Source organism: Pirellulales bacterium (assembly GCA_019694455.1).
In the GTDB taxonomy this organism is placed as follows: Bacteria; Planctomycetota; Planctomycetia; order Pirellulales; family JAEUIK01; genus JAIBBY01.
Genome location: JAIBBY010000058.1, coordinates 1 through 15,296 on the forward strand (window position 1 = coordinate 1; position 15,296 = coordinate 15,296).

The following is a 15,296-nucleotide window of genomic DNA, read 5'->3' on the forward strand; positions in this document are numbered from 1 at the left end:
CCAATCAGCGCCAGCGCCGCCAAGAGCTGATTGCTCGCGCCAAACAACTCCCAAAAGATCATCCACGTCGGTGTCAGCTTGCCCGACGGATCGAGCGGCTGCCGCAGCAAGAAGAACAGCGGCACGCTGGCGGTCAGCGCGGTGGCAAAGAGTTTGCCCGCGCGGCTCTGCCAACCGGTCAGCTCTTGAATAATGTAGCGCCCCAGCCGCGTGCAAATATCCAGCGTGTCGTAAACGAACGTCGTGAATGCCATCAAGCCGAACGATACCGCGAAGGTGGCCGGTATGCCAAGGGTTTCCAGAAACCGGCCGATGCCCAGCGCGTACAGCAGATTCGGCTTGGCGCCTCCCGCCAACGACGGATGGTTGATTGGCAACATCATGATGCAGCACAACGATACCACGGCCACCATCGCCTCCATCAGCATGGTGCCGTAACCAATCAGCCGCGCATCGGTCTCGCGCCGTAACTGTTTCGAAGTGGTGCCCGACGCGATCAAAGAATGAAATCCCGAGCAGGCGCCGCAGGCAATGGTGATGAACAGGATCGGAAACACGGGTTGCGCAGCGTTCACCGGCTTGAACGCCGGGTACTGAATCGTCTCGCCGCCAAAGATGAGTCCCAGCGCGCCGCCGCCGAGCGCGATGAACAAAAAGAATCCCCCCAGGTGCCCACGCGGCTGCAAGAGCAGCCACATCGGCACAACCGAGGCGACAAAGCAATACAACAGTAGCGCCACTCCCCAATAGCGCTGTGCGGTGGCCGTGTCGACACCCAATAGCGAGGCGACGTCCAGCGGAAAATATTGACCCACCCAAATCGAGAGCCCCACCAGCGGCAAAAAAATCACCGTCGCCAAGCCCAACGAAACTTTCGTGTAGCGCAGCGCCAGACCCATCAATATCGGCAGCGCCAGGTACAACAGCGAACTCGTGGCGATGCCGCCCCCCGACACCGTCTGGCCATTGTCCAAATGGATCGAACCCACAAAGCTCGCCGCCGTGACATCGGTGAACGCCACCACGATGTACACCAGCGCCAGCCAGACAAACGTCAAAAACAGCACGTAACTCCGTCGCGTCATGTGGTCGCGCACCACCTCGGCGATCGAACGCGCCTGGTGCCGAACCGAGGCTGTCAGCGAGGTGATGTCGTGGACGCCGCCAATGAAGATCGAGCCGATCAAGATCCAGATCAATGCCGGCGCCCAGCCAAACATCGCCCCCGCCAAGATTGGCCCCACAATCGGACCGGCTGCCGCGATGGCCGAAAAATGTTGCGTCAACAAAAATCGCGGCTCGATCGGCGCATAGTCCACATCGTCGCGCAGCGCCATCGCCGGCGTCTCCACCTTTGGGTCAAGCTGCAACAGCTTGCTCAGCACCGGCCCATAGGTCCAATAGGCCACCAGCAAACAAGCGGCCGACGCGATCACCACGACCAATAGGCTCATGCAACGCAATCCAGCAATGAAACAATATGTAGAGAAGGTCTCGATGCGGCACAGGGCAGAGAATGGGCTGCGACGCGAGCGGCCATCGCCTTCCCTGACTGCTCGATTGCGTCACGATACCCAACCCCATGACGCCAGACAACTTGAGACATAGACGCCCTATCCGCACTTCTTATAATTGCACGCTTCCAAGGATCGTTCGTTGTTGCCGCTTGAGGCTTTGCACAGGTCGTCGCGAAAGGAAACACCGTTGGCTGAGAAAGTCGTCATCATCGGCAGCGGGCCCGCTGCCTGGGCCGCCGCGATCTACACCGCTCGCGCCGCCCTCACGCCGTTGGTCTACGAAGGCGCCATCACCGAGGAGAATCGACTGGCCGGCACCTTGCCGCTAGGGCAACTCTCCCTCACCACCGAGGTCGAAAACTACCCCGGCTTCCCCCACGGCAACCTGGAGGGCTATCTCGACGACTCAATCGCCGCCGACAAGCGCCAGCTCATGGCGCCTCATCAAAAGGAAGGTGTCAGCGGCCCAGAACTCATGGAACTGATGCGCCAGCAGGCCGTCAATTTCGGCACGCGCATCATCACCGACGACATAGTCGCTGTCGAGTTTGGCAGCCATCCGTTTCGCCTCACCTCGCTAGAAGGCAACGCGGTCGAGGCCCTCTCCGTGATCGTAGCCACCGGCGCCAGGGCCAACTACCTCGGCCTGCCGTCGGAAAACGCCTACAAGAACCGTGGCGTCAGCGCCTGCGCCGTTTGCGATGGCGCGCTGCCGCGCTTTCGCAACAAGCCCTTGGTCGTCGTCGGCGGTGGCGATTCCGCCGTCGAAGAAGCGACCTATCTTGCCAAGTTCGCCAGCCGCGTTTACTTGGTTCACCGTCGCGATGAGCTCCGCGCCTCCAAGATCATGGCCCAGCGCGCCCTGGATAACCCCAAGATCGAAGTCGTCTGGAATCACGCGCTCAGCGAGGTGCTGGGCGAAGACAAGGCGGGCGTGACCGGCGTGCAACTCAAGAGCACCGTCAATGGCGAAACGCAAACGCGCGACGCCTCCGGTGTCTTCTTGGCCATCGGGCACACCCCCAACACCGCCTTCCTCAAAGGGGCGCTCAAGCTGACCGACAAAAAATACGTTCAGTGGACCACGCCGCAGCGCACCTACACCAGCATCGATGGTGTCTTTGCCGCCGGCGATGTCGCCGACGACTACTACCGACAGGCGATCACCGCCGCCGGTTCCGGCTGCATGGCCGCCCTCGACGCCGAGCGCTGGCTCGCCGCCAAGGGTTTTGAGTGAGCCGTTCGTATTTCAGTTAAGCACGGCGGAGATTCGGACCATGTCGCACCTGACCGTCGCCAAGGCTCGCTTGCCGGAGTCGATCGGCCAACAAGCCGTCGTCCGTGGTTGGGTCCGCACTCGCCGCGACTCCAAGGCCGGCTTCAGCTTCTTGGAACTGAACGACGGCAGCGCGTTTGGCAACCTGCAAGTGCTGGCGCCCGCCGATCTGGCCAACTACGAGTCAGAGATCAAACACCTCTCGGCCGGCGCCAGCGTCGAGGTGCGCGGCGAAATTCGCGAATCTCCCGCCAAGGGCCAGGCCACCGAACTGGCGGCCAGCCAGGTGCGCGTATTGGGCTTGTCCGACCCCGAGACTTATCCGTTGCAAAAGAAGCAACACTCCTTTGAGTTCCTCCGCACCATCGCTCATCTCCGGCCGCGCACCAACACCTTCGGAGCGGTCACTCGCGTACGCAACTGCGTCTCGCGATCGATCCACGGCTTTTTTCAAGACGAGGGCTTTCTCTACATCCAGGCGCCCATCATCACCTCCAGCGATTGCGAGGGCGCCGGCGAAATGTTTCGTGTCACCACGCTCAATCTCGCCAAGATTCCCAAGTTCGAGGAGGGGGTCGACTACTCCCAAGATTTCTTTGGCCGCCCCGCGTTTCTCACCGTCAGTGGTCAATTGAACGCCGAGATCTTCGCCTGCTCGCTTGGCAAGGTTTATACCTTTGGCCCCACCTTCCGCGCCGAGAACTCCAACACCTCGCGCCATCTGGCCGAATTTTGGATGATCGAGCCCGAAATGGCGTTCTTCGAATTGGCCGACAACATGGAACTGGCCGAGCGGTTCCTCAAACGCGTCTTCCGCGACGTGCTTGAACAACAGCCCGAAGATATGCAATTCTTCCGCGAGCGGATCGACGACTCCGTCATCGCCACCCTGGAAAACGTCATCCAAAACGAGTTTGTGCGGCTCACGTACACCGAGGCCATTACCCTCCTCGAAGCCGCAGATCAAAAATTCGAGTTTCCCGTCCGCTGGGGCATCGACCTGCAAAGCGAGCACGAGCGCTACCTCACCGAGCAAAAATTCCGCCGGCCGGTGATCCTGTACGACTACCCCAAGACCATCAAGCCGTTCTACATGCGCGTCAACGACGATGGCCGCACCGTCCGCGCCATGGATGTGCTTGTGCCGCGCGTCGGCGAGATCATCGGCGGTAGTCAGCGCGAGGAGCGCCTCGACGTGCTCGAAGCGCGCATCCGCGAGCAGCGTATGAATCCCGAGGATTATTGGTGGTACCTGGAACTGCGCAAGTACGGCAGCGTCCCCCACTCTGGCTTTGGGCTCGGGCTGGAACGCGTGGTGCAGTTCATCACCGGCATGGCCAACATTCGCGATGTGATCCCCTTTCCTCGCACTCCCGGCAACGCCGAGTTCTAGCCAACACAAATCGCACCACATGCTGGCGCCGCCAGCGGCCCGACGCATTTCAGCGTGCTGTTCGCCAGCTTCCCCAACTGGCCCCATCCCGCGCGGCTCGTCTAGGCGCATTCGCCCCGGCGCACTATCCTGCCTCCCCAATCGCGCCCCGCTCTTGGCGGGGGGTACGACTTCACTCAAGGCGCAAGCGGCATGGAAGCTGTCTGGGTCTCGCTGTATCTCGCGCTGGCTGCCGCCGCGCTCGTGCAGGCGGGGTTGTTCACGCTGCACGGGTTCGAGAACCGCCGCTTCGCGCGCAGCCGTCGCCGCGCCAAGCCGCAAGCCGTCTCCGGCCATGCCGTGCTCTTTGCCCCCTGCAAAGGCAAAGACGCCGACATGACGACCAGCCTGCTCCGGCTACTCGAACAAGATTATCCCGACTACGAAGTCGTCTTTATCGTCGAATCCGCCGACGATCTTGCCCTGCCTGCGATTCGCGCCGCGATGGCTCAGCGCCCTGGCGTGCCGGCCCGAGTTTGCATCGCCGGGCGAGCCACGCACAGCGGTCAAAAAGTCCACAACCTCCTGGCCGCCACCGCCGAACTGCCAAACCAGACCGAATACTTGGCGTTTGTCGATTCCGACGCGCAAACCACTCCGCATTGGTTGCGATCTCTGGTGGTCCGGCTCGATCGCCCAGATGTCGGCGCCGTCACCGGCTATCGCTGGTTCGTCCCCACCAACTACCATCCTGCGGCCTTCGCGCTGGCCACCATCAACGCCTTCGCGGCCGGCCTGCTTGGACCCGGCGGCCATCAACTCGTTTGGGGCGGCTCCTGGGCCATCCGGAAAAAGACCTTTCTCGATATCCGCATTCGCGAGGCGTGGCACGGCGCCCTCAGCGACGATCTGGTCGCCAGCCGCGTCATCAACCGCGCCGGCCTGTTGACGGTCTTCGAACCCAATTGTCTGGTCGCATCGCCGCTCGAATCCACCACCGCCGACGCCTTCGAGTTCCTGCGCCGCCAATATCTCATTGGCCGTGTGTATGCGACCCGCATGTGGGCAGGCGCAATCTCGGTTGCCTTGCTTTCCACCGCCGTGCTGTGGGGAAGTCTGTTGCTTGCCATGGTGGGCATTGCCATTGGCGCCAACCATGCCTGGGCGCCCGCTGCGGTGGCGGCCACCCTGTGGATCAGCCACGTAGTCCGCGGCTACCTCCGCCAGCAGATGGCGGCCATCTGCCTGCCGCAATTGAAGAGTCAACTGGCGCGTGCCCGCTGGGTCGATATCGTCGCCGCGCCCGTTTGCGGCCTGTTCAACCTGGCGGCCATTGTCAGTTCGCTCTTCGGCAGCAGCATCACCTGGCGCGGCAATCGCTATCGACTGCTCCCCGGCGGACAGATCGAACGGCCCGCTCCCGCTGCGCACCCAACGATACCGGCCCCGCACATGGGCCGCCGCGCGCGGTCGCGCAATTCCTCGCAAAACAAACAACAAAAACTGCCGCCCGGTTGAGCTTCAGCCCGCGGTCGATTCGCAGATAGGAGCCTCGCGATGCACATCGTCCTCTGGGACACGCGAAAACTGGACGTCTCCAAAGATTTTGCCGGAGGATACGGCGTCGGTCAGTACCACGGACGTGGCGGACCACTCGGCCAGTTTGTGCGCTATATGTACAAGCGCGACTATCGCCCCCCGGCGCTCGCCTTTGCCTACATGGCCGCCATCTTTCGTCAACTTGGTCACAAGGTGACCTACGTCGAAGACGCGCTCCCCGCCGGCGCCGATCTCTACGTCTTCAACCCCTCGCTCATCACGCTTAATCTCGAACGCCGCATGATCGCCCAGGCGCTCGCCGAGAACCCCGGCGCCCGTGTGCTCGTCACCGGCATCATGGGACATGCCTTGCCCGAGGCGTTTCACGATCTCGATGTCACCATCGTCAAAGGAGAGTGCGAGCAACTGCTTTGGAAGCTCGACGAGGTGCTCTCCTCCACAGAAAAGATCGTCTCGGTCGGCAGCGTCCGCAATCTCGACGACCTGCCCTATCCCGATTGGAGTCCCTTCAACTCGGGCAAGTTTCGCATTGCTTACGACTTTTGGAAGTTCCCCACCGGGCTCATTCAGCAGAGCCGTGGCTGTACCTTCACCTGCAACTACTGCCCTTACATTGTGGTCGAGAACGCCACCCGCTTCCGTACGCCAGAACTAGTCGTTGACGAGATTCGTCATGGCATCGACCGCTATGGCTTTCAGTCGTTCAAATTCCGCGATCCCTTGTTCGGTCTCGATCGCAAACGCGCCCTGCGGGTCGCCGAGCTAATCGGCCGCCTGCCGCGCAAGATTCAGTTCTCCATCGAGACGCGCATCGACCTGATGAAGACCGAAACGCTACAGGCCTTGCGCGAAGTCGGTCTGACCAGCATCACGGTCGGCATCGAAACTCCGGACGAAGGCACGCTGCGCCAGTACAAGCGCGCGCCGATCAAGGACGATCGCCAGCGGGAATTTGTGGCTGCCTGCCGCCAAATGGGCATTCGCACCGTCGCGGGTTTCATGGTTGGCTTCCCCGAAGACACCGTCCAATCGATTCGCAACGTGCTCAAGTACGCCAAGGCGGTTGGCCCCACCTATGCCAACTTCAACGTGGTCACTCCGTATCCGGGCACAGAGTTCTTCGAGCAGGTGAAGGAGGAAATCGCCAACTTCGACTACACCCGCTACTCGGTCTACAACCCGGTGATGAAGTACAAGCACTTGACCATCGAGCAAGTCGCCGACGAGCATGCGCGCTGCTTCGCCCGCTATTACTTCCGCTGGGAGTACCTCCAGGAAAACGCGCATCTCTTGTTTCCCCTGTTGCAGCGCCTGCCGTATTTCCGCAGTGCGACGCCCGGCCCCGTTGAGCCGGCGGCGGGGCAACCAGACGCCCGCCCAGGTCTGCAAATCTTGGACGGCACATCCGGGCTACGCAAGGACGACGCGCATAGTCGCCCGCATGGCCGCAAGACCAGTGACGCCCAGGTAGAACACTAGCCGGTGCAGGGAACAGTGCGCCTGGCTACTCGTCGACAATCACCACGTGCCAATGCTTTGGTCCGTGTACGCCGGTGGTCAGCTTCAATTCAATGTCGCCGGTTTTGCTCGGCCCGGTGACGAACACCAGATTGCTCGGCAGTTTCTCCAACCCACGCGCCGCCAGTTCGTCAAACAGATCGAACAGGTCGGCGACAATTTGGCCGCGTCGCATCACAGCGATGTACACCGGCGGCAACAGGCTGGCGTTGCGCTCGTGTCCCGGTTGCGACAACAGCGCCAAACTGCCCGTTTCCGCGATGGCGAAATCGACTCCAGAAATGCCCGCGTCAGTCGCTAGTTGCGCCTGTCGCCGGTCACCAGCATCGAGAGCAATCAGGCGATCGTAGTCCCAACGCTCAATGCCGCGCTCGGTTAACAGCTCCCTTAGCCCCATCGCGGCGAGCGTGTCGTCTTTCCAGCACAGCACACTGCTAGCTGCGCACTGCTCCAACAGCTCCGCCACGCAAGTACGCGCTTGGCTCAGCGACGCCACTCGATGCGCTTGCCCTCCCACCGCTTCAATTTCCTGCGCCAAGCGACCGATTAAGTCGCCGCCGATGTTGCCTCGCCCGGCGGTCCGCTCTGTCGTCTCGGTATGAACCCGATAAAGCTGTCCGGCCTGGGCCGCTTCGCGCACGCGGGCAAGAAACGCTTCACGTTCCATGGCGCCCCTCGCGATCCCACCAGTCTCGAAAGCGCTCGCTGGCCGGCGCCGGAAAATCGCGGCTCTCGGTCCAGCCGCCCAGCGGCCCCGGCAACCGCCGCAGCCAACCGCTCGGTGTCCAGCGCCCCACTAGGCGAGTGGCCAACCAGGTGGCCAATCGATACGCCCAAGGTCGCCGCAGCATCCACGCCCAGGTCTTGTAGGCGATACCCTCCATGAAGCCTTCCCCTGCCGGCGTATGATGCAACTCTTCCCGCAGTTGCACCAGCAATTCCGGGATCGCGATGCGCACCGGACAGGCCGCCTGGCACGCGCCGCAAAGGCTCGAAGCGTGCGGCAAATCTTCGTTGCCTTGCAGACCGTCGTATAGCGGCGTCAATACGGCGCCAATCGGCCCCGAGTACACCCCGCCATACGCGTGGCCGCCAATGTTGCGATACACCGGACAGGCGTTCAAGCACGCCCCGCAGCGAATGCAAAACAGACTCTCGCGTAGCGGCCCCGCCAAAATCCGTGAGCGGCCGTTGTCCAGCACCACCAAATGAAACTCTTCCGGGCCGTCCAGTTCTCCCTTCTGCCGCGCGCCCGAGATGATTGAGGTGTAGACCGACAGCTTTTGCCCCGTGGCGGCTCGCGCCAATACCTTCAAGAACACCGGCAGGTCATCCCACCGCGGAATCACCTTCTCCATCCCCATGATCGCGATATGCACGCGCGGCAGCGCCGTGGTCAGCCGCGCGTTGCCTTCGTTGGAGATGAGCACGATCGAGCCAGTCTCGGCCACGGCAAAGTTCGCGCCTGTGATGCCAATGTCGGCCGTGGCGAACTCATGCCGCAACTGCCCGCGCGCGAATTGCGCCAGTTGATTGGCGTCGCTCGGCAGTGGCGCCTGCGCGCGCGGACTGAGTATCGTCGCCACGTCGCTCGCCGTCAGATGAGCCGCCGGCGCCACCAGATGCGAAGGCCGATGCCCAGCCACCTGAATGATGTACTCGCCAAAATCGGTTTCCACCACCTCAATCCCCGCCGCCTCCAGCGCCGGATTGAGATGGATCTCCTCGGTCGTCATCGATTTCGATTTCACCACCTTGCGCCCGCCATGGGCGCGGATGATGTCCAGCACGATCCGCCGCGCTTCGTCGCCATCGGCCGCGTAGTGCGTCGTTCCACCGCGACGCCGCACGCTGTCGTCCAGCGTGGCCAGGTGCCGATCCAGGTCGGCCAAGGTCTCGTCCTTGATGCGCCGTGCGGCGTCGCGCATCGCGTCGCTGCCGGCAAACGCGCGAAACGCGTCTCGATTTCGCTGCCCCAATGTGTCGCCCAGATTGGCCAGCGCCAGTTGCAGATTCGCGTCGGCCAGCGCGCGCTCGCTGGCCGCGAGAAACTCGTGATGCTCGTGAACTTCGTAGCCCGTGGAGGTCACAGCCAGCCTGCGAAGCGAACAAAGAACAGCGCCGGCGCAAGTAGCGCAATGACAATCGTTAGCGCAACTAGCCCCGGTGGCGGCGATTGTACCCGAGTCGTACGCACCACCGCGAGCAGGGCCAATGCGATCGCCCCCACCACCAGCGCGGCGAACTGCGTTAGCCCCGCGAAGACCTGCAATCCGGCTACGTCCGGCCAACCTCGTACGGCCACGCTCGACAACACCGAGATCACGTTGCAAATCAGCGCTGTCAGCGCCGACAGCAGCCAGCCCACGGTCACAAAATCCGCGGCTCGGCTTTCAGGGGTCGGCGGCGCCTCACGCGGCTTGCGATCGCGTTTTGAATTGGCCATGCGCGGTGATTTGCCAGTCGCCTTAGCTGCGGTAGATCACCACGACGTCGCCATGTTTGCGAAACCGGAACGTCGCGCTAAAGCCGCAGCTCCAGCAATAGGTGATCGCGCCGCGACCAATCAGCGTGCAACGCTCACTCACGGTCGGGCAATCGGTGCAGCAACCCGGGAGACACACATCGATCGCCACCGGGCAACCGGTGCAGGGGTCGCACACCACCAGCGTCGTCTTAATGTCGGGGGTGCAAGGATCGCAGCAAACCGACCGCTTGGCATGGTCGCGATACTGCACGCACACCGGGCGGCAGCAACCGGCAGGCAACGCCGCGCCAACGACCATGACAGGCGAGCCCGGCGCGGGCAGCGCCTCGACCGCCACCGGAGGCTGTGGTTGGCGAGCGCCGCGAAACAATCCGGCCTCGGCGTCCAACGTCGTCGCGGCGATCAGCAGGGCCGCGGCCGACCAATGCATGTGGCGTTTTTTCAACATGGCTAGTGCCTCCTGTCGATCAATTTCGCGCATTTCACCCCAAAGGCTATCAAAAAGAATGACATAACACGCCGCTCATGCAAGGGCCAGACTCGCCAGAATGGCCGAATTGACGCGCGATTGCGGTTGTTTTTCCGATCATTTGCTCTGTCGCAATACGCGACCTAGGGTTCTCTTGGCGGATTGCCTCAAGTCTTGTCCCAAGCCATCCGCCCAGGGCGTTCGCCCACGTCCACGGCACAACTCGTCTCCATGGCGCAACTCGTTTCCGAGCGGCGCCGAACCGTCATTCGACAGCGAAATCTCCTTGACCGAAATCCTCGCACTACAGCAGCAGGCCGCTGCGGCGGTCCAAGGCCTCGTCGCCGAGCTGGAAGGCTCGACCAGCGATGCCGAGCGCGCACTGTTGGCGCAGCTCGACGAGCTAGCCGAACTTCGCGCCGATCTGTTCGAGCGGCAGCAGCAAGTCAGCGCCGTCGAGGATGAGTTTCGCCGCTCGCGCGACCAGTCCAGCGCCAGCGATGCCATGTTGCGCCAGCGCGAACTAGCCATTGCACAGCGCGAAAGCCAGGTCGAGACGCTCGAGGGGCAACTGCAAGCGAGTGTCGCCGAGCTGGAACAAACCCAACAAAACTGGCTGGCGGAACAGTCCGGCATTGAAAAAGAGCTGGCGGCCCGCCAGCAAAAGCTCGACGCCGAACGCGCCGCCCTCGATGCCTCGCGCCAGCAGCTTGAGGCCGACGCCCAGCACGCCGGCGCGGCGAATAATACCGAGCAAGCGGGCCGCATCGAGCAGCTTGAGCGCGAACACGGAGAGCTGCTCACGCGGCTCGAGCAACTCACTGCGGCCCGCGCGGAGCTCGCGCAGCTCAAGTCGCAATTGGCCAATAGCGATCACGATTCCGGCTCCCTGCGCGCGCAACTCGGTCAGGTCCGCCAGGAGCGCGACGAGCTGTTGTCGCAACTCACCGATCTCTCGACACAGGTCGAAGAGCTGGCGCGCAACTCGTCTAACCCAGACATCGAGCGTCGCCTGGGCGAGCAGCTGTCGCAGCTTCAGGCCGATCTCACCGAAGCGCGTCGGCAAACCAGCCGCATGGCGTCGGCGGCGATTGACCTGGCCGACGCCCGCGCCGAAATACTCCAGCTTCGCGAAGAGCTCGACGGCACGCGTAGCATGGCGTCGGAAGAATTGCATTCGCGCGTCGATCAACTCCTGCAGGAGCGCAACGAACTGGAATTGGAGCTCGAGACCGTCCGCAATCGAGCTTCCGAACTGCTGGACGACGCCGAGGAAGAGCGGCGCCGCATGAGCGAGGAGCGGGCGCACTGGGCCGGCGAACTGCGACAACTACGCCGCGCGCTGGAAACGCAATCGCAGTTGCTAAGCGAGCGCGAGGCCGCGCTGCAAAGCATTCCTCCCAGCATTGCCGCCGCGGCGCCGCAGGCCGGCGCTGGGGTCCGAGCCAACAAAGATCCCGTCCTGGACGCCGTCATGGCGCAGTTCCAGCAACTGCAGAAGGATCGTATTCAGCGTCGTAACGGGGGCCACGGCAAACAAGAAGTGGCATAACGAGATCGCACCATGGTGAATCGCATCCGTTCCAAACTCGACCTGGTGGCCATGCCGCTCGGTACCGCCACCGCCGGTCTGGCCTGCTATTCCAATCAATGGTGGCTGGCCGCCGCCGGCCTGGCCACCGCTGGTTACAGCGTGGCCGACTGGTGGGTTTTCGCCGGGCGTCGCCCAAAATCGCCTCCTGCGACAACCCCCTCCAAACCGCCTGACTCAGCTCCGCGCGAAAACGCCGCGGCGGAACCGGCCAACGCTCAAGATCTGATCGCGCAGATGATCGAGCAGCACCGCTATGCGTTGCTGTTGCGCCCCGAGATCGTCGGCAATCTCACCACGGCGCAATTTGCCGCCGCCCGCGCGGCGCTCGATAACAACATGGCGCTGGTCCCCAGCGGCGAGGTCCGCATTGGCGCCGCGCCGCGCCGCGCCGAACGATTCGCGGAAGATTACGAAGACGAAGATGAGCCCGCCGGCATCGTCGTCCGCGTCGAGCCCGCCCTGCTCGATCGACACTGCGTCACCAACGCTCAGTTCCAGCAATTCGTCAGCTCTGGCGGCTACGAGGAAATCGGCCTCTGGGACCCGGAAATTTGGCCCGGCGTGCTCGACTTTGTCGATCAGTCCGGACTGCCGGGCCCCCGCTTTTGGAGCGACAGCCGCTTTCTCCCCGGAACCGAGCATCACCCAGTCACGGGCGTCTGCTGGTACGAGGCCACGGCCTACGCCCGTTGGGCCGGCAAGCGGCTTCCCACCGATCCCGAGTGGGAGAAGGCCGCCAGTTGGCCCGTGCAACTATCCGCGAGCAAACGGCCGCAACGCCGATTCCCCTGGGGCGACGCGCTCGATCGCACCAAGGCCAATCTCTGGGCGGCCGGAATTGGCGACGTGGTGCCGGTCAACGAGTTTCCCGATGGCGTCAGCGTCGGCGGCGTCTACCAGATGGTTGGCAATGTCTGGGAATGGACCATGAGCAACTTTGGGGCGCTTAGCTTTCTCGATCAGGAGCTAGTGCTCCCCACGGTGCTCAAGAGCATCCGTGGCGGCGCCTTCGACACCTACTTCGAAAACCACGCCACTTGCCAGTTTCAAAGCGGCGAAGACCCCACGGCGCGCGCTGCCAATATTGGCTTCCGCTGCGCAGTGAGTTTGTGCGACGTCAGTTGCCCGGTCGAAGCCGCCGACGAGCCCACAGAAGAATCCCAACTCGAAACAGTGGAGGCCCACCATGAATAAAGAGGGCGTCCTGGAGCTCGATTCGTACCGCCTGCTTCCCTACGCGGTGCAAATCCCCTGCTACGTCTGCGGCGGCGGCAACACCTACGATGCCGAGCTTTGCCGTCATTGCTTCGCCCCCATGGCGCTGGCCCACCAGGCCAACAGCCAGAAGATTCAGCCACGCATGCTGGCCACCATCGGGCCCAGCGGCGTCGGCAAGACGGTCTATCTCGGCATGCTCATCGATATGCTCTCGCGACAATCGACCGGCATGCAACTGCTCGCGCGCGGCGCCTTTTCGATCACCTTGCAGCAAACGGTGATCGGCGCGCTGGCCCGCTGCGAGTTTCCCTCGAAGACCCCCAACGAACCCGATCGCTGGAATTGGGTGCATTGTCAGGTCAAAGCGCCCGAGGCCCGCAAGCCGGTCGAGCTCATCATGCCCGACATGGCGGGCGAGGCCATCCTCGAAGAGGTCGATCACCCTCACACCTATCCCATTATTCGCACGTTTTTGGAGAAGTGCGCCGGCATCTTGATCCTGGTCGACGCCGAAAAGGTGCACATCGGCGCCCACGAGCAGGACTACTTCACCATGAAGCTGCTCAGCTACCTCTGCGAGCTGGATGACGACCCCCGCACCGGTTGGTCCAAACGACCAGTGGCGCTCGTCTTCACCAAGTCCGACCAATGCACCGAGTCGTTCGAAAATCCGTCCCACTTCGCGCAAACGCGCACGCCGGGCCTGTGGCAGCACGCCCAAGAGCGTTTCGCCAAGCACCAGTTCTTCGCTACCGGCGTGGCGGGCGGCACCGCTTTCCGACTGCTGCCGCGCGCCGGTCGCATCCGCGTGCCGCTGCGCATCGAGCCGCATGGCATCACCGAACCATTCGAATGGCTGGTGCGCAGCCTGGGCAAATAATGGGAGTCACGCATGTTGATTGAGCAGGCCATTTTCACCTCCGCCGAAAGCTCTTCGGGCGACGGCTATCGACTCGTCGCCAAGAGCGCTGGTGTCCGCGCCGACGAAGCGCAAGAACTGCTTACCTGGGGACCCTCGCACGACTCTCTGGTCGAAGATGGCCGCACCGCCGTGAGCGTTAATTTTCATCCGCTGGCCAGCGGGCGGTTTTGCGTCGGCCGCAGTTCGCACGCCGGCGCCGAATATAGCCGCCGCGGCGGACTGCGCGTCTACACGCAATTCTTAGTGCTTGCCGCCGACGATTTAGCCCGCTTCGCCAACAATCCCTTTGCCGTGCTGCGCGCGGCTACTGCCCAGGGGCGCATGCAGCCCTTTGAGCGTATCCCCCCCAGCTTGGAACCAATCCGGCTGGCCGGCAAAACCCCCGCCGTCGATCAAGCGCTGCTCGCCGAAACGACTAACGCCCTGGGTTTGGAGGCGGTGCTGCAATGCGTCGACGTCCTATTGTCGGGCGATCGGCTGGTGCTCATCGCCAATCGCGATCGGCAGCAACTTTTGGCTGCGGTGCTCAACTGCCTGCCGGTGGAGTGCCGTCGCGAGTTCTCCTTCACCACCGGCCTTAAGCCCTCGCCACGGCGTCCCTTTCGCATCCTCACCAGCGATCAAGAACTCCCCGAGTTTCGGCGTCTGGGCCGCGACGCCAAAACATTGGTCCATCAGGTGGGCGACACGCGTTCCACAGTGCAGCCCACCCCCTGGGGACGCTACCTGCGAGCGGTCCTCAAAGGAGGAACCCACACTCTAGCCACGCACTTGGCCATTGAACGCACTACTCTCCGGCTGCCGCAACTCCAAAATCTCGCCGATAGCCTGCTGCGTCAGTTGGAAAGCCCCGAACGCCCCGCCGTTTTTCAGCCCGCGCCAGGCGAACCCCGCGGCGTCTTTCCGCGTCTTGCCAAAGTGGGCGCGACCGATGCCGCCGTCAGCCGACCGGGAATCGATCGGCTGTTGGCTGGTCAAGGCGCCTCGCGAACCGCGCGCCCGCGAATCGAACCCTCAAAATCCGATACCCGAACCAGATCAAGCAACACGATGATTCGCGCCGCCGACAACGATTGGAGCGCCGCCAGCCAACCGGCGAACCGCACGGTCGAAGCCTTGGAACTCTTGGACGACACCGTCTTTGCCGCCCTGTCAGGCAGTGAGACCGCGCTCGATCGCCTCAAGCAGCTGTGGCCCACGACGCTGGCCAAGCTGGGCCCTTCCCAGCTCAACGAATCGCGCGAGCACTATATTCGCCGCGCGTTGGCCACGTACCGCAAGTGCAATTCGGAACCAGAAAAACAAGACGCAGCGCGAGCCCAGCACGCTATCGAAGTGGTCTGCGCCCTGTTCGGCGAATGA

13 protein-coding genes are annotated in these 15,296 nt (G+C 62.9%); 8 read left to right on the forward strand and 5 right to left on the reverse strand.

What is annotated here, in order from left to right; translation table 11 throughout:
- On the reverse strand, nt 1-1,454 hold a 1,454-nt coding region (locus tag K1X71_18020), incomplete at its 3' end, for a carbon starvation protein A (GenBank protein ID MBX7075043.1).
- A 250-nt stretch (nt 1,455-1,704) separates the two neighbouring features.
- Here K1X71_18020 and K1X71_18025 point away from each other — a divergent pair.
- From K1X71_18025 to K1X71_18040, 4 genes are all read left to right on the forward strand, one after another.
- Nucleotides 1,705-2,754 carry an FAD-dependent oxidoreductase gene (locus tag K1X71_18025; protein MBX7075044.1) on the forward strand — a complete coding sequence of 350 codons (1,050 nt, stop codon included), beginning with the start codon at nt 1,705-1,707 and terminating at the stop codon, nt 2,752-2,754.
- Between the two features lie 40 nt (nt 2,755-2,794).
- Nucleotides 2,795-4,186: an asparagine--tRNA ligase gene (asnS, locus tag K1X71_18030; GenBank protein MBX7075045.1), complete on the forward strand. Its 1,392-nt coding sequence runs from the start codon at nt 2,795-2,797 to the stop codon at nt 4,184-4,186.
- Between the two features lie 192 nt (nt 4,187-4,378).
- A complete protein-coding gene (locus tag K1X71_18035; GenBank protein ID MBX7075046.1) occupies nt 4,379-5,683 on the forward strand; it encodes a glycosyltransferase in 1,305 nt (434 codons plus the stop codon).
- Nucleotides 5,684-5,722: 39 nt separating this feature from the next.
- Entirely contained in the window at nt 5,723-7,204 is a 1,482-nt protein-coding gene (locus K1X71_18040; GenBank protein ID MBX7075047.1) for a B12-binding domain-containing radical SAM protein, read from the forward strand.
- Between the two features lie 25 nt (nt 7,205-7,229).
- Here K1X71_18040 and K1X71_18045 read toward each other — a convergent pair whose 3' ends face one another.
- Genes K1X71_18045 through K1X71_18060 form a run of 4 tightly spaced genes read right to left on the reverse strand, consistent with a single transcriptional unit; the run spans nt 7,230 to nt 10,179 of the window.
- Complete coding sequence (locus tag K1X71_18045) at nt 7,230-7,910, reverse strand: lactate utilization protein (protein MBX7075048.1); 681 nt, start codon at nt 7,908-7,910, stop codon at nt 7,230-7,232.
- A complete protein-coding gene (locus tag K1X71_18050; protein ID MBX7075049.1) occupies nt 7,900-9,333 on the reverse strand; it encodes an iron-sulfur cluster-binding protein in 1,434 nt (477 codons plus the stop codon). The genes K1X71_18045 and K1X71_18050 overlap by 11 nt, the downstream gene beginning before the upstream one ends.
- Nucleotides 9,330-9,689 (reverse strand): hypothetical protein, encoded by a 360-nt coding sequence (locus K1X71_18055; protein MBX7075050.1) that lies wholly within the window; start codon nt 9,687-9,689, stop codon nt 9,330-9,332. The genes K1X71_18050 and K1X71_18055 overlap by 4 nt, the downstream gene beginning before the upstream one ends.
- Before the next feature lie 22 nt (nt 9,690-9,711).
- Nucleotides 9,712-10,179: a hypothetical protein gene (locus K1X71_18060; GenBank protein ID MBX7075051.1), complete on the reverse strand. Its 468-nt coding sequence runs from the start codon at nt 10,177-10,179 to the stop codon at nt 9,712-9,714.
- 307 nt (nt 10,180-10,486) lie between these two features.
- On the opposite strand from K1X71_18060, the gene K1X71_18065 reads away from it, so the two are divergent.
- The 4 genes from K1X71_18065 to K1X71_18080 are packed head-to-tail and all read left to right on the forward strand — an operon-like array spanning nt 10,487 to nt 15,296.
- On the forward strand, nt 10,487-11,752 hold the full coding sequence (locus tag K1X71_18065) for a hypothetical protein (protein ID MBX7075052.1): 1,266 nt from the start codon (nt 10,487-10,489) through the stop codon (nt 11,750-11,752).
- A 12-nt stretch (nt 11,753-11,764) separates the two neighbouring features.
- Nucleotides 11,765-12,988 (forward strand): formylglycine-generating enzyme family protein, encoded by a 1,224-nt coding sequence (locus K1X71_18070; protein MBX7075053.1) that lies wholly within the window; start codon nt 11,765-11,767, stop codon nt 12,986-12,988.
- Nucleotides 12,981-13,892, forward strand: coding sequence for a hypothetical protein (locus K1X71_18075; protein ID MBX7075054.1), 912 nt, complete (start codon nt 12,981-12,983; stop codon nt 13,890-13,892). Before K1X71_18070 ends, K1X71_18075 begins: the two co-directional genes overlap by 8 nt.
- 12 nt (nt 13,893-13,904) lie before the next feature.
- Complete coding sequence (locus K1X71_18080; protein MBX7075055.1) at nt 13,905-15,296, forward strand: hypothetical protein; 1,392 nt, start codon at nt 13,905-13,907, stop codon at nt 15,294-15,296.